General features: G+C 43.6%; 18 protein-coding genes. 5 read left to right on the top strand and 13 right to left on the bottom strand.

Annotation, left to right across the window (positions count from 1 at the left end; translation table 11 throughout):
- Positions 1 to 114: 114 nt before the first annotated feature.
- Entirely contained in the window at positions 115 to 1,614 is a 1,500-nt protein-coding gene (locus tag GPM24_RS09420) for a malate:quinone oxidoreductase (protein WP_158826511.1), read from the bottom strand.
- A gap of 206 nt (positions 1,615 to 1,820) precedes the next feature.
- A complete protein-coding gene (locus tag GPM24_RS09415) occupies positions 1,821 to 3,602 on the bottom strand; it encodes a thiamine pyrophosphate-requiring protein (RefSeq protein WP_158826510.1) in 1,782 nt (593 codons plus the stop codon).
- Between the two features lie 188 nt (positions 3,603 to 3,790).
- Between GPM24_RS09415 and GPM24_RS09410 the strand changes: the two genes are divergently transcribed.
- Positions 3,791 to 4,147, top strand: coding sequence for a hypothetical protein (locus tag GPM24_RS09410; protein ID WP_158826509.1), 357 nt, complete (start codon positions 3,791 to 3,793; stop codon positions 4,145 to 4,147).
- 64 nt (positions 4,148 to 4,211) lie between these two features.
- On the opposite strand, the gene GPM24_RS09405 is transcribed toward GPM24_RS09410, so the two are convergent.
- Positions 4,212 to 4,862 carry a phosphatase PAP2-related protein gene (locus GPM24_RS09405; protein WP_158826508.1) on the bottom strand — a complete coding sequence of 217 codons (651 nt, stop codon included), beginning with the start codon at positions 4,860 to 4,862 and terminating at the stop codon, positions 4,212 to 4,214.
- 147 nt (positions 4,863 to 5,009) lie between these two features.
- Between GPM24_RS09405 and GPM24_RS09400 the strand changes: the two genes are divergently transcribed.
- The 3 genes from GPM24_RS09400 (at position 5,010) to trxA (ending at position 7,755) form a co-directional block, all read left to right on the top strand.
- Positions 5,010 to 5,960, top strand: a complete 951-nt coding sequence (locus GPM24_RS09400) for a Smr/MutS family protein (protein WP_158826507.1) — start codon at positions 5,010 to 5,012, stop codon at positions 5,958 to 5,960.
- A 113-nt stretch (positions 5,961 to 6,073) separates the two neighbouring features.
- Positions 6,074 to 7,315: a beta-ketoacyl-ACP synthase II gene (fabF, locus tag GPM24_RS09395; protein ID WP_158826506.1), complete on the top strand. Its 1,242-nt coding sequence runs from the start codon at positions 6,074 to 6,076 to the stop codon at positions 7,313 to 7,315.
- A gap of 143 nt (positions 7,316 to 7,458) precedes the next feature.
- The gene (gene trxA / locus GPM24_RS09390) at positions 7,459 to 7,755 is read left to right on the top strand and encodes a thioredoxin (protein ID WP_158826505.1); all 297 of its coding nucleotides are present in this window, start codon (positions 7,459 to 7,461) and stop codon (positions 7,753 to 7,755) included.
- A gap of 3 nt (positions 7,756 to 7,758) precedes the next feature.
- On the opposite strand, the gene GPM24_RS09385 is transcribed toward trxA, so the two are convergent.
- The 6 genes from GPM24_RS09385 to GPM24_RS09360 form a co-directional block, all read right to left on the bottom strand.
- Positions 7,759 to 8,259, bottom strand: a complete 501-nt coding sequence (locus tag GPM24_RS09385; protein ID WP_158826504.1) for a DUF2147 domain-containing protein — start codon at positions 8,257 to 8,259, stop codon at positions 7,759 to 7,761.
- A gap of 120 nt (positions 8,260 to 8,379) precedes the next feature.
- The gene (locus GPM24_RS09380; RefSeq protein WP_158826503.1) at positions 8,380 to 9,783 is read right to left on the bottom strand and encodes a DNA/RNA non-specific endonuclease; all 1,404 of its coding nucleotides are present in this window, start codon (positions 9,781 to 9,783) and stop codon (positions 8,380 to 8,382) included.
- An 80-nt stretch (positions 9,784 to 9,863) separates the two neighbouring features.
- Positions 9,864 to 11,012 (bottom strand): MFS transporter, encoded by a 1,149-nt coding sequence (locus GPM24_RS09375; RefSeq protein ID WP_158826502.1) that lies wholly within the window; start codon positions 11,010 to 11,012, stop codon positions 9,864 to 9,866.
- Between the two features lie 42 nt (positions 11,013 to 11,054).
- On the bottom strand, positions 11,055 to 13,220 hold the full coding sequence (locus GPM24_RS09370) for an alpha-glucuronidase family glycosyl hydrolase (RefSeq protein ID WP_158826501.1): 2,166 nt from the start codon (positions 13,218 to 13,220) through the stop codon (positions 11,055 to 11,057).
- Positions 13,221 to 13,240: 20 nt separating this feature from the next.
- Positions 13,241 to 14,272, bottom strand: a complete 1,032-nt coding sequence (locus GPM24_RS09365) for a LacI family DNA-binding transcriptional regulator (RefSeq protein WP_158826500.1) — start codon at positions 14,270 to 14,272, stop codon at positions 13,241 to 13,243.
- A 66-nt stretch (positions 14,273 to 14,338) separates the two neighbouring features.
- A complete protein-coding gene (locus GPM24_RS09360) occupies positions 14,339 to 15,367 on the bottom strand; it encodes a LacI family DNA-binding transcriptional regulator (RefSeq protein WP_158826499.1) in 1,029 nt (342 codons plus the stop codon).
- A 244-nt stretch (positions 15,368 to 15,611) separates the two neighbouring features.
- Here GPM24_RS09360 and uxuA point away from each other — a divergent pair, with 244 nt between their 5' ends.
- Complete coding sequence (gene uxuA / locus GPM24_RS09355) at positions 15,612 to 16,808, top strand: mannonate dehydratase (protein WP_158826498.1); 1,197 nt, start codon at positions 15,612 to 15,614, stop codon at positions 16,806 to 16,808.
- Positions 16,809 to 16,872: 64 nt separating this feature from the next.
- Here uxuA and GPM24_RS09350 read toward each other — a convergent pair whose 3' ends face one another.
- The 4 genes from GPM24_RS09350 to GPM24_RS09335 form a co-directional block, all read right to left on the bottom strand.
- Positions 16,873 to 17,829 carry a transketolase family protein gene (locus GPM24_RS09350; RefSeq protein ID WP_158826497.1) on the bottom strand — a complete coding sequence of 319 codons (957 nt, stop codon included), beginning with the start codon at positions 17,827 to 17,829 and terminating at the stop codon, positions 16,873 to 16,875.
- Between the two features lie 103 nt (positions 17,830 to 17,932).
- Positions 17,933 to 18,778 carry a transketolase gene (locus GPM24_RS09345; protein ID WP_158826496.1) on the bottom strand — a complete coding sequence of 282 codons (846 nt, stop codon included), beginning with the start codon at positions 18,776 to 18,778 and terminating at the stop codon, positions 17,933 to 17,935.
- A gap of 141 nt (positions 18,779 to 18,919) precedes the next feature.
- Positions 18,920 to 19,597, bottom strand: coding sequence for a fructose-6-phosphate aldolase (gene fsa / locus GPM24_RS09340; RefSeq protein WP_158826495.1), 678 nt, complete (start codon positions 19,595 to 19,597; stop codon positions 18,920 to 18,922).
- Between the two features lie 251 nt (positions 19,598 to 19,848).
- Positions 19,849 to 22,770 carry a glycosyl hydrolase 115 family protein gene (locus GPM24_RS09335; RefSeq protein WP_158826494.1) on the bottom strand — a complete coding sequence of 974 codons (2,922 nt, stop codon included), beginning with the start codon at positions 22,768 to 22,770 and terminating at the stop codon, positions 19,849 to 19,851.
- Positions 22,771 to 22,781 lie beyond the last annotated feature (11 nt).

Below are 22,781 nucleotides of genomic sequence, written 5' to 3'. Positions count from 1 at the left end.
TTAACGAGAAGTCTTTTGAAGGTGATAGGCTAACCTACCGGTTCTAAAAGATCTCTCGTTAACATTCGAGACGACGTTTTTTATTTTAAGTCCTTTCTATCGTGAGAACTAAGATTAAACCAGTTGCAGTGTTTTGCTGGTACGCTCGCGTGTTTCATTAGCTAGCTGCACATTTTTGGCTAATGATTGTCCGTAAGATGGAATCATGCCTTTAAGCTTAGCTTGCCATTCGGGTGATTGTGCTTTGTCTTTAAAGCAACGCTCAATCAATTGTATCATAATAGGCACCGAGGTTGACGCACCCGGCGAAGCCCCCAATAAAGCAGCAATACTTCCATCAGCAGCGGCTACTACTTCGGTACCAAACTCCAGCACACCACCACGTTTAGGATCTTTTTTGATAACCTGTACACGCTGCCCGGCAATTTCAAGTTCCCAGTCCTCTTTACGGGCGTTAGGGAAATATTCGCGCAGTGCCTCCAAGCGGTCATCTTGCGATTGTGTTACCTGACCAATCAGGTACTTGGTTAATGGTATATTATCTATACCCGCTTTCATCATTGGTGCAATGTTGTTTAAGCGGATGGAAGTGAACAAATCTAATAATGAGCCTTTTTTCAGGAACCGAGTTGAAAAGCCTGCATACGGGCCGAATAACAACGAACGCTTGCCGTTAATCATACGCGTGTCCAAATGCGGTACAGACATCGGCGGCGAACCTACAGAAGCTTTACCATATACTTTTGCCTCATGGCGTTCAATTACATCTTTGTTGTTGCACACCAACCACTGACCACTTACCGGAAAACCGCCAAAGCCTTTGCTTTCCGGAATGCCCGATTTTTGCAGCAAGTGCAATGCACCACCACCAGCGCCAATGAATACAAACTTGGCATTTACCTTACGGCCAATGCCGCCTTTAATATCTTTTACAGTTATTTTCCAGCTTTGGTCTTTGTTGCGGCTTACATCAGCTACATCATGTTGCAGGTGCAGGTTTACACCGGGTTGCTGTTTCAGGTGATTAAACAAACTGATGGTTAATGCACCAAAATTAACGTCGGTGCCCAAATCCATTCGGTTGGCCGATACTTTTTGGTTTTGCTCACGGCCTTCCATTACCAGCGGAATCCATTGCTGCAATTGTGTGTGGTCTTCCGAATATTGCATACCGGCAAACAAGTGATGTTTAACCAACGCTTCATAACGTTTGCGCAGATAAGTTACGTTATCATCACCCCAAACAAAACTCATGTGTGGCACCGGAGTAATGAATGATTTTGGCGATTGAATAAATTGTTTGTCTATTAAAAACGACCAGAATTCTTTTGAAACTTCAAACTGCTCGGCAATTTTAATAGCCTTCGTAATATCTACCGAGCCGTCAGCCATTTGCGGCGTATAATTCAGCTCGCAAAAAGCAGAGTGACCAGTACCGGCGTTATTCATCGCGTCCGAACTTTCGGCAGCCATAACATCCAGTCTTTCAAAAATTTCGATAGTTAAGTCGGGCTGCAGTTCTTTAAGCATCACACCTAAAGTTGCGCTCATAATACCGGCGCCAATTAAAACTACGTCCGCTTGTGAATTCTGTGTATTATCGTTATTACTCATTTTGGTATTGAACGGTGCAAATGTACACGCAATTTGTATTGTACCTAATTTAAACGCGCTATTTTATGAAAATCATCATAAAAATTACAATATCTTTTATAAAAAGATATTTTCCTTACCCTACGGTTACAAATTTAGTTGGTTGATGCTGATAGTTTAACAATCGATTAAACCAACCTACTGCCAAGAACCGATTAATATTTTATTTAATGCAGTACTTCCTGAAGCAAATCTTTAAATGATTGTTTAATTAACGCCATTTCCATCTTGTCTCCCTTAAGCAAAGCTTTACTAAAACTTACCATTTGCTGTGCAGTAATATGCGGCGGCAGGGGGGGCACAGCCGGATCAACTACAACATCCAGCAACGCCGGGCGGTCTGCTGATAGTACAGCATCCCAGGCAGCACCAATATCTTCCGGCTTTTCTACCCTGATACCTTTTAAACCTAGCAATTCAGCATACTCCGCAAATTTGAAATCCAGTAATTGTTGTGAGCCCACAAATTCCGGATTACCATTCGTAACACGCTGCTCCCAAGTAACCATATTCAGGTCGCGGTTGTTTAGCACCAATATAATCAATCTGGGGTCACTCCATTGCTTCCAGTATTTAGCAATGGTAATCATACCGTTGATACCCAGCATCTGCATAGCACCGTCGCCAATGATAGCAATCGGCACACGATCAGGATAGGCAAATTTGGCTGCCGTAATATATGGCACGCCCGGACACATGGTTGCCAATGTACCCGATAAAGAAGCCATCATGCCTTCTCTAATTTTTAGATTTCGGGCAAACCACGTAGCCGATGAACCTGAATCAGCTGTTAGGATGCAACGGTCGGGTAGGCGGGGCGATAATTCTTGTAGAACTAGTTGCGGGTTTATAGGATTAGCCTCCACTTTGGCTTTCGCATCTACTACTTTCCACCAATCGGCCACATTTTTTTCAATCGTTTCGCGCCAATTGCGATCTTCTTTGCGGTTTAATAATGGTATCAACGCTTTTAAAGTTTCTTGCGCATCACCAATTAAATTAACTTCGGTAGGATAGCGCAAGCTTACCATTTTAGGATCTATATCAATCTGTACAGCCCGTGCCTGACCTTCTTTAGGTAAGAATTCCGAGTACGGGAACCCGGTTCCTACCATTAGCAAAGTATCACAATCAGATATCATCTCCCAGCTGGCACTGGTACCCAGCAAGCCGATGGCGCCAGTTACAAAAGGCAAATTATCAGGCAGTATTGCTTTGCCTAATAATGCTTTGGCAATACCAGCACCCAGTAGCTCGGCCACCTGTTTCAATTCTTCGGGCGCTCCGGTGGCACCTACGCCAGCCAGTATCGCAACCTTTTTGCCTTCATTAAGTACGGTGGCCGCTTTTTGTAGTTCGCTCATGGGCGGTACAGGGCGTTCCAAACTGTGGCCTATGCCGGTGTGTACGCTACCATGTTTATGCGGTGGTTCTTCAACAGCATCTAATTCTTGTACATCATTAGGTAGTATGACACAAGTTACTGTGCGTTCGGCTTTGGCAATGCGTATTGCACGGTCTATCACATGGCGGACTTGGTTGGCATCGGTTACCATATGCACAAAGTGATGAGCAACGTCTTTAAACAACGATACCAGGTCAACTTCCTGCTGATATTCTCCGCCTAAAGACATACGCGCCTGTTGACCCACGATGGCTACTACTGGCTGATGGTCTAGCTTGGCATCGTACAAACCATTAAGCATGTGTATAGCGCCGGGACCTGATGTGGATATGCAAACGCCCACCTCGCCGGTAAATTTGGCGTGGCCGCAGGCCATAAAGGCGGCGTTTTCTTCATGGGATACCTGGATGAACTCAACCTTGTCTTTCAATTTATCCAATGCACCCATTACCCCGTTTATACCGTCGCCAGGATAACCAAACACTCGTTTAATACCCCAGGCATGCATACGCTCCACTATAAATTCGCTTACATTCTTGCTCATCGCTTTCTACTTTACCTAACAGCCGTTAATCACTAAGCTGTTAAGGTTAACCTGAGCATGGAATGAATTGTTTATGAAATGGTTGATTATTTAGATAGATATGACTTAAGAATAGAACGTATTGATTTGTAAACCTTTGCATTTGTAATAAAGAATATTATATCTTTATTGCAAATACATTCATTATTATGAAATCTAAAATTATTAATTCTTTTTTCCTGGCAACTTGTGGTATTCTGTTTTGGCTGATAACAATTGATGTTAGCGGCAAATGGGTTGGTAAGGTAGACTACAACGGCACAGATGTTCCGCTCACTTACGATTTTAAAACTGAGGGAGCAAAACTCACAGGAAATATAACAACACCATATGGTGAAAGTCAGATATCGGACGGTAAGGTAGATAAGGATGTGATTACCTTTAATACACAATTAAACGGTACTACTATACCGCAAACCGGTAAAGTATACCAGGATTCAATTGTGATGAAGATGGATTATAATGGTAACGAAATGACAGCAACGTTGAAGCGGGCTAAAAATTAACAAACATAAAGCATAAAAAAAGCGGCCATTGTTGTGAGCCGCTTTTTTTATGCTTTTTAAGCTGTTATTCAATATGGTTTTCGGCAAACAACGTAGCTTCCAATATCTTGTTCAAGGCAAACACAAATACAGGTGCTGCCAATACATCAATAGTGTAATGAACATGCTGAACCAGCAGTAAAATGCCTACAATTACCGAAGCGACGGCCGCTGCAATACGTTCTCCTTTTTTTGGTAAGCAAAAACACATAGCAACTAAAGTAGCGGTATGGCCAGAAAAGAAAAGATCTTTGGTGATAGTAGCATGTCCATAAAATACGCCGGTTAAAGGGTCAACCAGTTCAACCAAGTGAGCGGGTGCTGCTAAAGGAACCAGCGTGATGGTTAATATACGCGCTACACATATCATGATGTACAGCCACACATATTTGGTGTAAATAAGCGGCTGTTTAATAGCCCGGATAAGGGTATATAGTCCCATACCCCAAATGATGAGAAAAATGCATATCGACACATTGGCAGCAGGAATGCGGGCCAAAACGAAATCATGCAGCTGCAAGCCAGGGCGGTTTTCAATAGCTTGAAAAAACATGGGCATAGCCGACAATATAGCAGCTACAATTACAGAACCCGACAGCGTCAGCAAACGTTTAGATGAAGAGGCCCAAAGGGCTTTCCAGTTTTGTTTTAAAGACAGGGTCGAATTCCGGCTCACACTAAAAATAGTTTAATCAAGGGTTGCAAAGTTAATACATTCACAGGGTATGTTAAATAATTTTTATGTAAACATTAAATCTGTACTATAGAATACGTATTGTGTTTTAACAGATTAGCTTACCTTTGCGCCGTTTAATTAAACGATATGAAATATAAGTTGGGCGATTTTGTGCGCTTTGTTGACGAGCGGAGAGAAGGATATGTAACCCGGATTATTGATGACCAAATGATTGGCGTTACCGATGAGGATGATTTTGAAATACCGGTACTAGCCAGCAAAGTAACATCCGTATACGGTCATCAGCCAAAAGTGCAAACCAACCAGGGTACTGTACAGGCAACTGCCGAAGTTCCCGTTTCCGAGTTTAAAACCAAGGGTGTGTATTTAGGTGTTATCAGCGATGCGAAGGCCGCGTCGGTAGTGCACTTTCATTTGATAAATGATACATCGTATCAATTATTGGTTACTTTAACTACCGAAAGACAGCAAGGCTTTAAAGGCGAGTTTGCCGGAATTATTGGGCCAAACTCTTCTGCTGATATTTATTCGGCACAGCTTGCAGATATACAATTGTGGCCTAAATTCAATCTGAACATATTGTTCCATACAACGCAAAACATAGCGCCGGCTACTCCAATTGCTTTCGCTGATAAATTCAAGGCTAAAGATTTTTCGGGAACCAAAAAAGTAGTACCTGTACTGAACCAACAGGGATGGCTCATCCGTTTAGACGAACCTGAGTTGGTTATCGATGCAGAAAAATTAAAAGAAAGCTTTTATAAACCGGCGGAGGAAAAGCAAAAAGTTGACCGCCCTGCCAACGAAATAGATCTGCACATCGAGAAGCTACGTAACGATTATCAGTTTATAAGCAGCAGTGATATTTTGCGTATTCAGTTAGAACATTTTAAAAAGGCTTTAGACGCTGCTATTGTTCATCAATTGCCCGAAATTATATTTATACACGGTGCCGGTAATGGCATACTGCGTCATGAGTTGCATAAGCAATTAGGTAAACATCAAAAGGTGCAAACTTTTTTAGATGCCCGTAAAGAAAAATTTGGCTATGGCGCTACTAAGGTAATCTTGAAGTAAGCGTAATGCGCCCTCGGATACTTGTATATCTTTGCGCCCTGTTAATTTAAATTATAAGATTAATCTCAAGAGGATGTGATAACGGTCATGTTCTCGCATAAAATAATATTTTCATGAAAAGAGTTGTTGTTACAGGATTAGGCGTGGTTTCGGCTTTAGGAACTGACGTAACTACATTCTGGAATAATATTGCTAACGGCCAAAGCGGTGCTAAAAACATTACCCGCTTTGATGCTGCTAAATTTAAAACCCATTTCGCGTCGCAGTTACCGGCTGAATTTAATGCCGCCCAATTTCTGGACAAAAGCGAAATTAAGCGGAATGACCTGTACACTCAATATGCATTGATTGCCGCTAAACAAGCTATTGAAGATTCGGGGTTTGATATCAATGCTATGTCGCCTTATGATGTGGGCGTAATTTTTGGTTCGGCCCAAGGTGGAATGGAAACATTTGAGCAGCAAATTGAAGAGTTTGTAACCAAGGGTTCTGAGCCTCATTTCAACCCATTTTTTATTCCAAAAACGTTGGTGAATATGGCCGCCGGGCTAATTTCCATTAAGTACGGTTTAATGGGTATAAACTACACCACAGCTTCGGCTTGTGCCAGTGCAAACAGTGCTATTATGGATGCTCTAAATTACATCCGTTGGGGTAAGGCCAAGGTGATTATCACCGGTGGTGCAGATGCGCCTATTACGCCGGGTTCTATGGGCGGTTATAATGCTTTAAAAGCTTTGTCAACCCGTAACAGTGATCCACAAGCGGCATCACGCCCATTTGATGTGGAACGCGATGGCTTTGTAATGGGAGAGGGTGCCGGTGTATTGGTGCTGGAAGAGTATGAACATGCCATAGCCCGCGGTGCCAAAATTTATGCAGAGCTGGTTGGAGCAGCCATGACATCGGATGCGTACCACATCACCGCTACACATCCCGAAGGCAAAGGCGCTATTAAAGGAATGGAGCTTGCTTTGCAGGATGCAGGCTTGAATAAAGAAGACGTACAGTATTTGAACGCCCATGCTACCTCAACCCCTGTTGGTGACATTAGCGAGGCTAAAGCTATCTATTCGGCGTTTGGAGGTAGTGATAACTTGTCTGTAAGTGCCACCAAATCCATGACCGGTCACTTACTGGGTGCAGCTGGTGCTGTTGAGGCAATCATCTCTATCAAAGCCATTACGGAAAGCTTGGTGCCGCCTACAATTAATACCACTACGCTGGATGCACAAGTTCCGGAGGGCTTGCACATTGTAACCCAGCAGGCTTTAGAAAAGAAAGTAGATGTGGCCATGAGCAATACTTTCGGTTTTGGCGGGCATAACAGTGTTGTAGTGTTTAAAAAGATTTAGATATAAATCCGAAGAATAGGAACAGAGAGCGGGATTATATTTCCGCTTTTTTTTGCAATTTTTTTTACTAGATAAGTTAAATAACACCTATAGCAAACCGTATTGATAACCCATATGTTGAACTTGTAGGTATTGAATAAATTATGGCAACGTTTTCAGATATAATAAATAGTCAGCAAGCGGTATTGGTTGATTTTTCGGCAGAGTGGTGCGGTCCGTGCAAAATGATGGCACCTATTTTAAAACAGTTAAAAGATGCCATGGGCGACCGCGTGAAGATTGTGAAAATTGATGTAGACAAAAATCCGTCTGTGGCGCAGGAATACCGCATTCAGGGTGTTCCTACCTTGATTTTATTTAAAAATGGCGAAAATAAATGGCGTCAAAGCGGTGTAGTACAAGCAGGCCAGCTAAAGCAAATTATTGAACAATATGTGTAATGACTAGTTGTTGGCTAAAAACTTAGCCACTTCTACTTCATTAACACGGGTAAACGTCATGGTGCGGCCAATAAATTTAAAATGCCAGTAGCCGGTTACTTTTAATGTATTATCATCGGCTAAATAGGCTGATGAATTCCACTTTTTGCCGGATTGTGCATCGTAAATCATGCCATTTTCCCAACTGTTGGTTTTAGGGCGATATTCCAAATTTTCCAGCACATTCATGCCGATTAATTTGCGTGAGCGTAATTCTGCTTTCGGATTATGAATATCGGTACGTGTTTCCATGGGTTTTGATGGCATGTCCGAATCATCAAACCAAACCAGCTTGGCTTTAAAATCATTGCCATCCCGAAAAACTTGCACAATGCAATTCTTTTTTTCTGACATCCATTTACCACACACCCTGTCGCATGGCAATGCAGCACTGCGCGAAGCCATAATAGTAGTAGAAGTAAGAATAAACAGCGTCAATAATCCGGTGGCAAGTTTTTTAACCATGTTGTTAAAATTTATACAATGTACTAATGTTTAACGGTAAATTTTTACAATTGTTTAACAAAAGTTTCCCGAAAAATTTGATAAGCTCACAACTATTGGTGTTGAATATAGCCCTGCCTGTCAGAAACGCATTATGTACGAATCATCAGGTGCTATGCCAGCATCTTTCCTGCTTTCAATTACATCTTGAATTGATTTAGGTAATTTTGATAATAGGTTGTATCCGGTAGCCTTTTCAATATCTCTTACTGTGCAAAGGTATTTTGTCCAGTTCGGGTCTACACTATTATTGTTGGGTGTGTTTACTGCAATTACTCTCGTATTTTGATTGATGCGCTTTAAATCATCGCTACCCTCGGGTATTACTACTATAACTTTCCAAATGTTTGATGGCACTTTGATATGGCCGTTGTCAATGGTTGCATGATATCCTTTTGTGCCATATCCGCCTGAGCCATAGCTACCCATAATTACATATACTTCGTTTCCTTTTTTTACCAGCAGGCGTTCATAATTTTCCAGATTGCCCCAAGTGTGCTGGTTGTTGGCCGGTGCCTGCGGAATCATGTTGGTCATTAAAAAAGTGGCCGAATTGGCTTCGTTTGAATTCGTCCTGTCGGCCGACGGACAATTATGCCCCCGCTCAAAACCACTGCCTTGGTAGCTGGTATTTTGTACCTGGTAGCAGCCTTTAGGCAGGTTGCTATTCGGTCTAAAATCGTTTGCCCGCTCGGCATTGCCCAAAGTGGCACGGCCTACATACCAGCTCACCCAATTGGGGCCGCCTTTACTGCAGCTGTAGCTTAAGGTATAGTAAGATGATGTTAGTAGATAGTTATCTGTATTGTTGGCACTGGCTGTTGCATTACTGGGATTGCCTAACAACAGGTTGTCAAAATCGGTGCTGTAAGCAATTGTGTCATTTGTAGTAGATCCAGGCTGCGGTGCTGTTGCTGAGGGTAGGTTATGGGCCCCAAAAGCGTATGCCGTAAAATTGTCAATGTTAAGGCGACTCTTATTGCTGCCTGTTTTGCGGATCTCGAAGCGGACAGGGCCTTGTTGGTTTATAGTAAAAGTTGCTGTCTGCAATTCGTTGCTGGATGTTTGAACCTCATTGCCAGTTTGCCTGAAGGTACGGCCGCCATCGGTAGACACACGCAACTGCCAGGTAGAACTGCCTTTGCCATATGCCGCATACTGGATGGTAACTGCTGATGCGCCATTAATATCAAAGTTCATTTTTAACCGGCCTTTATTACGCAGGCGGATGGACTGGCGGCCATCTTTAGCGTCAGCAGCTGATGAACCAATCAATCCATCGTTTAAATACCATGTGCCGCTACTAAGGCTGATGTTTCCAGATGCATATGTTGGTTTACTGCCGTTCTCAAAACCTTCGGCTAATTCTATCTTTGCACCACCGCTGGGTGATGTATGATTCCCCGACTGCCGGTTGCACGAACAGCCATTAATAATTATCAGGCATGAAAAGAGGAAATAGGTATATAAGCGGATCAATTTCATAGGTAAAGCGTTGTTTGCTTATAACCAATAAATGTAAGTCTTTTGTTTTTTCGAATTGTGGAATTATAGCAATCGCTCAATCAGGCTTCCTCTATTTTGCTTACCATCCAAATCATTAATCCACCCAATAAAGAAATAATCCCGAACGACCATTGTAAGCCTGCCGCCTGCGCTACAAAGCCTACAAAAGGAGGTACAATTAAAAAGCCAAGGTAGCCAATGGTTGATATAGAAGCTAGCGCAGCACCGCTGCTTAATGTACTTGATTTGCCGGCTATGCTAAATACCAATGGCACTACACAGGCAACACCTAATCCCACTAATACAAAGCCAATAGCGGCAGGCAAAGTATAGGGGAGAAACACCGCCAGTAAGAAGCCCGATAATATAAACCAGCCACTATAGTTGAGCATGGCCTTAATGCCTATACGGTTTACCAGCTTATCGCCAACCAGGCGGGCGGTAGTCATGGCCACCATATAAACTACAAAGGCGGCCGTTGAGGTAGCTTTAGGTGCGTGTACAGCCTTTTCGAAGTAAATGGCGCTCCAATCATACATCGTATTTTCACAGGCCATGCTGGCAAAGCAAATCAACGCAAACTTAATCATGCCTTTATCGGGGAACAAAAGCAATGGCTTTTTCTCAGTTGCTACCGGTTGCTGGTAAAAGGTGTATGGATAAAAATAGATGGAGGCAATCACCAGTAGTATACCGGCCGACATCAGGTGGTAAGAAACCGGAACGTTGTATTTAACCATCAGGTAGCCTACGCCTGCGCCTGCAAATCCGGCCAAACTCCAGATGCCATGAAAGGTAGTAATGATGGATTTAGTGTATAACGATTGCACACCCACCGATTGCGCGTTAACCGACAAGTTGAGCAGGTTGCGGGCAGAGCCTAAGCAAAACAGCATAATAACCAGCTGCCATACTGCGGTGGCAAACCCTAAAAAACAAAGCACTATATTAAAAAGCAACGCGCCTATTATGAGTATGCTGCGGCTGGCATAGTGGCTAAGCAACCGGCCAGTGACAGGCAGTGTAAGCATAAGGCCAATGGGCAGCGCAAATAATACGGCGCCCAATTGTGCCTCATTTAGGTGCAGTTGTTGCTGAAGGGTAGGAATACGAGAGGCCCAGGATGAGTAGCCGAAACCGGATATAAAGAAAAACACAGCACATCCTATTCTTAACTCGCGCGGGGATTTATTCCTTACTTCTGCCATTTGGCGGCAAAAGTAAGGAATATAGGTTATACTAGGCTAGCCTTATTGAACGCCATGTGTGCCTGGCGCAAACAGGTACTGAATGTTTTTGTAATAAGCCAGATCATGGTCCGGCTGTTCATAGCCGGCCAGGATAGGCTGTTTAGAAAAAGTTTGAAAATAGAGCAGGCATGAGTTGCGCCAGGTAACGGCGCTTTGTTCCTGTATTTGCAGTAATTGTTTTACCTCTTCAAAACGCGAGTTGTCAATTTTACCATGCATTAAATTCCATGTTTTTTGCATGCTGCGAACCGAGTCAACGCCTGCATAATAATGATCAACCAGTTCCATCCATAAAGTTTTGCCAGATGGCATTGTGTAATTCCAGCTGACGTGATGGAACCACAGCAAAAGTTCCTGAGGTGTGGTTTCTATTTTATCGAATCTGTTGCGTACCTCGGGATAGTATTGGGCCACGGCGTTACTGCCGGTTGAGCTACGGTTGAATCCAATACCTGCCGAGTCGGCCTTGTGATAATACACGGAAGTCCAATCGGGGCGACCTGCATTTGACACCCAAGGGCCGGGCCCGTAATGTCCGCCCATGCTCATCATATGGTGCAAGCCCAGCGGTGTCATGAAGTTTACAGCCGTTTCGCGGGAATTAAGCATTATTTGCTTTACCGGGTTGATGAAGCTGGCATCGTTGGTAAATGTCATGCGCAGCCATTCATCTGCAATAGCATCCGAACTTAAATTGGGGTTCCACGCCAGTCGGCCGTACGCATACCAGTTAGCCTGTCCAAACGGATGACCAGTCCAGTTCACGTCTGAGCCAATATTAGACACTCCGGCTATAGCAGTTAAAGAATGACCTTCCAGCTGTCCATCAATTACCTTGGCTACTGTTGATCCTTTTCCTTTAGCATAAGTATCTGAATCTAACGTTTCTTTAAATAGCGGTGCCAGGTAAACCAGGTAGTTAGAGAAACCCAGATATTCTTGTGTAATCTGATACTCCATGGCCAGTGGTGTTTTAGGCATAGCGCCGAACAACGGATGAAAGGGCTCGCGTGGTTGGAAATCGATTGCACCGTTTTTCACTTGAACAATTACATTACTTTTAAACTGTCCATCCAGTGGCTTAAATTCATTGTAAGCTTGTTTTGCCCGGTCATCCGGAACTTTGTCATCATAAACAAAGGCCCGCCACATTACAATACCGTTGTACGGTTTCAAAACATCAGCCAGCATATTGGCACCATCAGCATGGTTGCGGCCATAAGTTTGCGGACCGGGCTGCCCTTCGGAGTTCGCTTTAACGAGAAATCCGCCAAAGTCGGGGATATAGGTGTATATCTCGTCAACCTTATCCTTCCACCATTTCTGAACACCGGCATCCAACGGGTCGGCTGTTTTCAAACCACCTATTTCAACCGGTGCACTAAAGCGGGCAGTTAAATATAATTTGATACCGTAGGGGCGAAAGGTATTGGCTAAGGCTGCTACTTTAATGAGATAATCTTTAGTTAATGACAGCGCATTAGCGTTCACATTATTCACTACCGTACCGTTGATACCAATAGAAGCGTTAGCCCGAGCATAATCAATATACCTAGGGTCGATGTATTGGGGCAATTTATGCCATTTCCAAATAGATGAGCCTGCATATCCACGTTCTACCGTTCGGTCCAGGTTATCCCAGTGGTTCAGTAAGCGTAGTTTTATTTTAGGACTTTCGATGACATTTAGTTGCTGTAAGCTACCATTGGTTTGTATCAGCTTTAACAAATTGAAAACGCCATATAAAACGCCTTTACCTGTATTGGCGCCAATTATGATACTGCTTTTGCCGTTGGCAGCAACTGATTTAATGAAATATCCTTCGTCGCCTATGGCTTTTAGCTGCGCTTGGTAGCCGGCAACTGTTTTTGAGGTTAATGCAGTTCCTGCTACTAACGTGCCGCTGGTTGTGGCGCTGCTTACTTCGGCTGGTTGCAAATTCAACATTTGCAGCAAACCAGTTTGTAATTCGGCTTTAGCTGCTTTAAGCGTTGGCGAATTAGCCGGGAATATCAACTGCTTTACTGACTGCCGGTAATTGTTGTATAACGCGTTATCTGTTACCCGTTCGTACCTAAGCCACAAGCGGTAGCCGTTATCAGCTTTGGCTTGAACAAGATGTAGCAATCCCAGTAAAGCTATTACATAGCAGATTTTTCTTCTCATAAGGCAGGTCCATTATTGGTTTATTTTCTTCGAAGCGACGATTCGCGTATAATCAGTTCCGATTTCAGAAGCACTTTATTTCCTGATGTTGCCGTATAAGTATTGTTTAATTTTTCAACCAAAATTTGAGCGGCTACTTCACCCATCTCGTAACCCTTGTAAATAACGGTGGTTAAACCTGGTTCCACAATATCGGCAACGGCATCATCGTTAAAGCCGGCTATGGCTATTTCATCTGGAATGCTCACGCCATTTTTGCGCAGTTCTTTTAAACATCCTACTGCACATGCATCGTTGATAGCAAAAATACCATCAGGCCGGTTGGGCATATTTAAAATGGTTTGTGCAGCTCGGGCACCATCTTCTATACCTAATTCTGTGTATAGTACCAGGCTTTCATCGTATGGAATATTATAGTCCAGCAGCGCTTGCTTATAACCATTAAAGCGATCCAACGCTACGCTACTTAAGCGATAGGCGGTAATGTGTACAATACGCCTGCATCCTTGCCTGATAAGGTGTTCTGTTACCTCATAAGCTGCTTTAGCATTATCAATTTCAACACCGGGGCATTTTTCATGCGGAAAAATACGGTCAAAATAAACCAGTGGTATGCCGCGTTTTACGAAGCTTTCAAAGTGTTCAGCATTTTCGGTATCGTAAGCTAACGAAACCAGCAGCCCATCTACCCGGTTATTGTACATCGCTTTGGCAATCTGTACCTCCTTACCAATGTTATCTAACGATTGGCTGATAACCAGGTTGTAATTAGCCTCGCTCAATACTTTATCAATACCCACAATAATATTGGTCATAAAGCTACTGTCCAGGTTACCCACAATCAGACCTATTATATTGCTCCGCTTTTTGCGCAGATTACTGGCCAGGTGGTTAGACCGGTAACCCATGCTCTGTGCAGCTTCCTGCACCTTTTGCTTGGTAAGTATGTTTACAGAAGGGTGATCCATTAAGCCGCGGCTAACGGTAGCAGCCGATATATTCAAGTGCCTGGCAATATCGTATATAGTTATTTCTTTCTCGGGGTTACTCATCTGGAACTATTCGCTTTAATCTTCAAAATCAACATCGCCATAAAATCCGGGCGGGTATATATCCTACTATTTTCTTAGGGTTGATGCCCGTACAATTAATTCGGCTGGTAAAATTACTTCTTTATCTGTTAACGCGTTGTACTTATTATTCAGGCATTTGAGTAAGATGCGGGCAGACGCTTCGCCCATCTCATAACCTTTATAATCAATGGTTGTTAAGTTAGGCTCAACTATGCAAGCCAACGGGTCGTTATTAAAACCGGCCACTGCAATATCCTCGGGTATACGTATGTTGTGTTTCTTTAAGCCCTGTATACAATTTACAGCACAGGCGTCACTCACAGCAAATATACCATCGGGGAGTTCGGGTAGGGCCAGTATCAACTCTGCTATATCCGCACTGCCTTTTAATGTTAAATCGCTTCCCATTACCAAGTTATAATCTACCGGTAAATTATGGTCAAGCAGGGCCTGCTTATAGCCCTCCAGCCGTTGTTTGTATACAGTATGCAAATGCTGCGCTGTTATATGTAAAATACGTTTGCAACCTTGGTCTATCAAATGACTGGTGATGCTATAGGCAGCCTTAAAGTTATCGATAGCAATACCAGGACTGCGCTCATTCTCTAATACCCGGTCAAAATAAACCACCGGAATATGGCGGTTAAAAAAAGCGTCGAAATGTTCCAGATGGCTGGATTCATAAGCTAAAGATACCAGCAAACCATCAACCCGATTGTTGTACATCGACCGCGAGTTGGTAGTTTCTTTTTGCAGCGTCTCAAACGATTGGCTGATAATTAAATTGTACCCAGCTTCATTCAACACCTTTTCAATTCCGGCTAATACATCCGACATGAAATTGCTGTTAAGCCGAGGAACTATTACACCAATAGTATTGCTTTTTTTAGTACGCAGGTTACTGGCCAGATGATTGGACCGATATCCCATGCTTTGTGCAGCGCCTAAAATTCGCTGCTTGGTTTTAATGTTTACAGCTGGATGATCTGCTAACGCACGGCTTACGGTAGCAGGCGAAATATCTAGTTCTTTGGCAATATCATAAATTGTAATTTCTTTTTCCGGCTTCTTCATTAATTAGTGTTTGGCCCCTAAAAATACTATAAATACTCATTGATATTCAAGCAGTATACACACCCTATGGGAATTTTATAAAGCCGAGTATATGAGTCTGCAACCAAATAGTATACGCAAGTAAATGTATAAAAATTATTGCAATCGATTGTATATTGTTAAAATAGTTTGCAGCTTTGAGAGCGTCAGTATACTTAACTCATTGCTGCCAACACGCCGAGTTATATAAACCAACTGCATATTTATGATCAGTAATTTAGAACAAACTTTTCGCTGGTTCGGCCCGTCCGATCCAGTCACACTAGCCGCTATCCGGCAAACCGGTGCTACCGGTGTTGTAACCGCCCTGCATCATATACCGGCAGGTGAGGTGTGGTCATTTGAAGAAATCCAGACACGTAAAGCTATAATTGAAGCATCTGGCTTAAAATGGTCGGTGGTAGAAAGTGTAAATATTCATGAGAGTATACGTATTGCCAGCACCGAGCGTGATGAGTATATAGCCAAGTACATTGAGTCGTTAAAAAACTTGTCGGCAGCTGGCTTGAGCGTAGTATGTTACAATTTTATGCCGGTGCTGGATTGGACCCGTACCAACCTTGATTACCGCCTGCCCAATAACGCATCGGCTTTGCGTTACGATGCACCTGCGCTGGCCGCTTTTGATTTGTATATATTGGAGCGCCCCGAGGCTTACCAAGAATTTACGCCCGAACAACAGCAAGCAGCTAAAGCTTATTTGGACAGCCTAAGTGAAGAAGAAAAAACCAAACTCACCAATATCATCATGGCCGGCTTGCCGGGTACTGATGAAGTATTCACCATTGCAGAGTTTAAAGAGCATTTGAAACGATATGAGCACATTAATTCACAGGTATTAAAAGAAAACATGGCGTACTTTCTAAAAGCCATTATTCCTGATGCCGAAAAGCTGGGGATAAAGATGTGCGTTCATCCCGACGATCCACCGTTTTCTATTTTAGGATTGCCGCGCGTTGTTTCAACCGAGCAGGATTTGGTTGATGTGGTGAATGCTTGTCCGTCGCCGGCTAACGGGCTTACTTTCTGCACCGGTTCGCTTGGCGCTAACCCGACTAATGATTTACCAGGCATGATAGAACGTTTAGGACAGCATATCCACTTTTTACATCTGCGTAATGTAAAGCGCGAGGCCGATGGTAGCTTTTATGAAGCCGATCACTTGGATGGTAGCACAGACATGTATGCCGTGATGAAAAGCATCATTAAGGAACAGAAAAAACGCCACGACAGCGGCCGTGCTGATGTAGCCATTCCTATGCGCCCCGATCATGGGCATAAATTATTGGACGATTATAACTACAACACTTATCCCGGCTATTCGGTAATTGGCCGTTTGAAAGGTTTGGCCGAGTTGCGCGGACTGGAAATGGGTATTAAACGGACACTGTTTGATGCGTAACAAAGTGTGATAAAAAACGAAAAGGCCGCTATATAGCGGCCTTTTTTATACTTAGCAGGATTGATTATCCTTTACGTTGAATTGCTTTTTGAGCGGCCTCAACAATATGTTTAGCATCTAAACCATATTTAGCCATCAGTTGCTCAGGTGTGCCCGATTCACCGAATGAATCGTTAACAGCAACGTATTCTTGTGGTACAGGTTTGTTTTTCACTAAAGCTTGTGCTACTGAATCGCCTAAGCCACCTAAGCGGTTATGCTCTTCGGCAGATACCACACAGCCGGTTTTAGCTACTGAGCGCAATACGGCTTCTTCGTCAAAAGGCTTAATGGTGTGTATGTTGATGATCTCGGCAGAGATACCCATCGCTTCCAGCTGTTCACCGGCTTGGATGGCTTCCCATACCAGGTGGCCGGTAGCTACGATGGTTACGTCGGTACCTTCACTCACCATCCAGGCTTTACCAATCTCGAACACCTGATCGGCAGGGGTAAAGATAGGCACCACTGGGCGGCCAAAGCGCAGGTAAACCGGGCCATGATGCTCGGCAATGGCCATAGTGGCGGCTTTGGTTTGGTTAAAGTCGCAAGGGTTAATTACCGTCATGCCCGGCAGCATTTTCATCATGCCAATGTCTTCCAAAATTTGGTGCGTAGCACCATCTTCACCCAAAGTTAAACCAGCGTGCGAAGCGCAGATCTTAACGTTTTTATCAGAGTAGGCAATAGACTGGCGAATCTGGTCGTAAACACGGCCGGTAGAAAAGTTGGCAAATGTTCCGGTGAACGGGATGTAACCACCAATAGTCAAACCGGCTGCAATGCCCATCATGTTAGCTTCGGCAATACCTACCTGCACAAAACGCTCAGGAAAAGCATTGATGAAGTCCTGCATTTTTAATGAACCTACCAGGTCGGCGCACAAAGCTACTACCTTAGGGTTGCGTTTGCCTGCTTCCAGCAAACCGGCCCCAAAGCCCGAACGGGTATCTTTTTTTTCTGTATATGTATACTTGGTCATTGTTTCAGTTGTGTTGGGTTGTCTGTTATGGGTTGTCTGTTGTCAGCAAAAAGCATTAAGCTATAATTTAACAACTAACAACACGCAACTGACAACTGTCGAATTAATAGTCTCCTAAAGTTTCTTCCAGTTGATTTAAAGCCTGCTCTAACTGTGCATCGTTAGGGGCAACACCATGCCATTTGTGCGAGCCCATCATAAAGTCAACGCCGGCACCCATGTCGGTTTGCATTAAAATGCACACTGGTTTGCCTTTGCCTGTAAGGCTAATGGCTTTTTGTAAACCTTCAACCACAGCGGCCATATCATTACCTTTCATCTCCATTACTTCCCAACCGAAAGCAACAAACTTAGCATGCAGGTCACCTAATGAAAGAACTACTTTAGTTGGCCCATCAATTTGCTGACCGTTGGCATCAACCGTCATAATCAGATTGTCTACCTTGTTGTGCGGCGCAAACATGGCAGCTTCCCAAATCTGGCCTTCCTGCAACTCACCGTCGCCATGTAAGGTAAATACCAAGCGATCGTCGCCGTTTAGTTTTTTAGCTAATGCAGCACCAATACCTACAGATAAGCCTTGGCCTAATGAGCCAGAAGCGATGCGTACGCCCGGCAGATGTTCGTGTGTGGTTGGGTGGCCCTGTAATCTGGAATCCAGTTTACGGAAGGTAGCCAATTCTGCCACATCAAAGTAACCGCTACGGGCTAAAACAGAATAAAATACCGGTGATATGTGACCGTTAGAAAGGAAAAATACATCTTCGCCAATACCGTCCATGTTAAAAGCCGGGTCGTTTTTCATGATTGAAAAGTACAGGGCAACCAAATAGTCGGTACAGCCCAATGAGCCACCCGGGTGACCGCTTTGGCAGCCATGCACCATGCGCACCACATCACGGCGTACTTGTGAGGCAATACCTTTAAGCTCTTGAATATCTTGTGTCATTCGTTGTAGTCAGTGGTCAGTGACAAGTAGCCAATGACCTGTGATTGAATTATGCTGTTAGTTTAATTTGCTAAATGGAAGCTAGTAGTAAGTGCTTGTGTTGAGTAGATTTTGGCAACTCAATACTAGGCTAGCCACCAATTACTTTACTGGCTCTACGCCTGCAGCAGCAGCTTTGGCGTGGTCGGCCAGAAATTGAGCCAAGCCATTATCGGTCAACGGGTGCTTTAATAAAGCAGTAATGGCCGAAAGCGGACCAGTAATCACATCAGAGCCGATTTTAGCACAGTTAATAATATGCATAGGGTGACGTACCGATGCTGCCAGGATTTGAGTTTGGTAACCGTAGTTATCATAAATCAAACGGATATCTTCAATGAGTTGTAAACCGTCGGTAGATACGTCATCTAAACGGCCAATAAAAGGTGATACATAGGTAGCACCGGCTTTAGCAGCAAGCAGTGCCTGACCAGCCGAGAATACCAATGTACAGTTGGTACGGATACCTTTTTCGGTAAAATATTTAATGGCTTTAACGCCGTCTTTAATCATTGGAACTTTTACCACAATCTGCTCATGCAGCTGGGCCAGAGCTTCACCTTCAGCAACCATTTCGTCAAAAGTTGTAGAAATGACTTCGGCGCTTACATCACCGTCGGTAATTTCACAGATGGCTTTGTAATGTGCAATAACGTTGTCATGGCCGGTGATGCCTTCTTTAGCCATCAGGGATGGGTTAGTGGTAACTCCGTCCAGTACACCCAGATCATGCGCTTCCCTGATTTGTGCCAGGTTCGCCGTGTCAATAAAAAATTTCATAATATAATTGTCTGTTTATGATATGATAAACCTTATAAACCCGCAAACAGCGGTTGTGCCGTAAATGCACGGTAAAAATGCAACAAATTTTGGACGTTACCTAAATAATTTTCACAATCGATTGCAAAGCTCTTAAAAGCTTATTTTCGTTTAGATTCAGTTATTGATAGCCGTAGTAAAAATTTAAAATCATCGGCATTTTTAACATTATATAAAATACTCACACTGCCGATGTTTTTTATAAAAGCGCATCAATTTATTATTTTAATACCTGTAGCAGTATTGAAACTTTCTGGCGGGCCTAAATAACTTGGTTTCAATCCGCTGTTAACGTCTAATACCAGTTTTTGCAGAACTACGCCCGGACTCACCATCCAAAATTTTACCGTGTGTGCTCCGGGTTTACTGATATGGTGTTTTGAAACTAAAATGTTGATGTTTTCGGCTACCGCTTTGTTCCATAATCGCTGATTAGCTTCGGCATTAACGCTAAATATTTGTGGCTGTTCTTCGTCAAACGAAATAGCATATTTCAAACTCTTATCATGCGTAAAATCAATGGTAGGCGATATATAAGCATTGATAGCTACCGTGCCTGTGTCAGTTAAAATAACGGTATATTCCAAATGCGGACTGTTTCCACCAAGTTTTTGGATTGGTGCCGTTGCAGGGTAGGGAGTTACGCCAGACAGGGTACGTCCATAATCGGGTATGGTTAGCCAATGGGCCGTAGTACTATTAACCGCTTTTGTGTAATGCTCAGCTTCAATAGACACATATCCGTTATTCTGAACAAAACCATTAACCGGTACTGCCTTCATAGTATTATTTAAATTTACATGTACCGTAACTTTAACACCGTCAGAACCAGTGATGGTAACAGGCGCGCTTGTTGCACCGGCAGGTACTTTGTCCCAGTTGACGTTTACCCAGAGACGAGTTTGCTTTTCAACGCTTCCATTAGTAGACGAAACAGTAATCCAGCTGGGGCAGGTTATGGTATATCTCACTGCTTCTTTGCCACGATTAAACACTTCAATATAATGCGGTGCTTTATAATGAGGACTAAACTGTGGTAAACTGGCTTGATCTGTCGCATTAGGCCACCAATCGGTTGAGCCTTCTACCGCAACACCCATAGCTGCTTGTTTTGGTATGTCAATGGTTTTTACCTCGGGCATTTTGTTGGCTTCGGGTTGCTGCCAGTATGTGTAACCAATGTGGGTCTGGTCCATCATGTGATTCCATTTGCCACCAGCCAGCTGCGTGTTGTAGTACTTTGAAATTTCGGCATCGCGGGCGTATAAATCTTTAACCTTGTCGGCCATGTCATTAGTTGCGGCGCGGCCTTGCTCTGCATACCATCGGTTAAGCGCCGTACTGTAGTAAAGTTCATTTAAATTAGCGCAGGCCAGTACAGGGTGCAGCACTAACTCATAATAAGCGTCTTTATACGGAGCTGAAATATCTTTATATAACATTTCGGCTTCGTCTTTAAGTTTGTTGTAGTCATTAACTACAGTTTCAAATTCCTGATAATTTACTAAGCTGTAAGTGTTTTGATCCAGTAATTCGGGTTTACGACGGCCGTTGTATTTAGTGTATTTAGACAAAATATCTGCTATTTGCGAAGCGTATTGAGCACCAAATTGCTCTTTAGCCCATAAGCGGGTGTATTCTTCCACACGGCCTGCAGGCCATCTAGCAGGATTCCAGGCGTAATCTAAAAAGAAAGAGATTGGATATTCCATCGGTTTCAAATCGCCCACGTTTACAATCCACACCTGGCGCGCGTTATAATCATAAGCCAAATGCATCTGTTCCCAAACCTTGCTTATAGGGTTTGTATTTAGCCATTTGTAATTGCGCGGACCGCCTACGTAATCGAAGTGATAGTAAATACCGTAGCCGCCCTTGCGTGGCTTTTCGCCCAATTTAGGCAGTTTGCGAATGTTTCCCCAGTTATCGTCACACAAAAGCAAAGTGACGTCGTCTGGTACGCGCATACCTTTGTCGTAATAATCCTGCACTTCTTTGTACAAGGCCCACATTTGAGGTGTTTGCTCGGCTGGTTTGCCGGTTACTTCGGTAATTATTTTACGCTGGTCGCCAACAATTTTCTCCAGCAAGGCAATGTTGGTACCGGCCTCCATAGCCATATCACCGTCGCCGCGCATGCCAACGGTTACTATAGTTTCGGCAGTGCCCATATTTTGAATGCCTTTGCGCCAAAAATTACGTAGTTCCTCGCCATTCTTGTTATAATCCCATTCACCTTTGCCATAACGTTTCCATTCGGTTTGAGCTCTGTCCATAGGCTCATGGTGCGAGGTGCCCATTACAATGCCGTACTCGTCGGCGGTTGCACGGTTTAAAGGGTCGTCGTCATTAAAAGCGTTGCCCCACATAGCCGGCCAAAGGTAGTTGCCCTTTAAGCGCAATATCAACTCAAACATCTTGGCATACATTTGATGGTTAAAACCGCCAAACTTTTCTTTGGTCCAACCCGAAAATGCTGGTGCTTCATCATTTATAAATATGCCACGATATTTGACGGCCGGTTCCCCCTGTGAGTGCCTGCCTGCCGTTACATATAAATTTTTTTGCGTTTTGGTTGGTACATCGGCCCACCAGTACCAGGGCGATACGCCAATTTGCGACGATAAATCATATATGCCATAGATAGTACCGCGCTTATCACTTCCGGCTATAACCAGTGCGCGATCAACACCCGGCATAGGTTTTTCGATGTTTTGCAGTAAAAACGTTTCCCACTTGCCTTTAATACCGGCTACATTTAATTTTTTTTGCTGAATAAGTTTATCAATTAACGGACTTTTGCCGATGGTGCCAATCAGTACCACCTGCTTGCCGCTTACTGCGCCGGTTGAAAGTGTTGGCTGAGCACGGGTAACGGATATAATGTCTGTTTGTAAATCTTTTGCTGCACGCATTACGCCGGCATAGTCTGCACTGCTAACATATATAGGTGCCGATTTGCCGGACACTGATAAAGCAAAGCTGCCGGCACTAACCTGGGCCGAAACATAATTTGGTTCGCCCGTAGCGTAGGCTTGCTGTTTACCACAGCATATAAATACCAAACAACTTGCGCTAGCTAGGCGGCGGGCTTGTTTAAGGTTTGCCGATAAAAATTTTAATAATATTTGCATGGTAGGTATGA

Source organism: Mucilaginibacter lacusdianchii, assembly GCF_009770985.1.
GTDB lineage: Bacteria > Bacteroidota > Bacteroidia > Sphingobacteriales > Sphingobacteriaceae > Mucilaginibacter > Mucilaginibacter lacusdianchii.
This window is presented reverse-complemented; position numbering and strand designations above follow the sequence as displayed.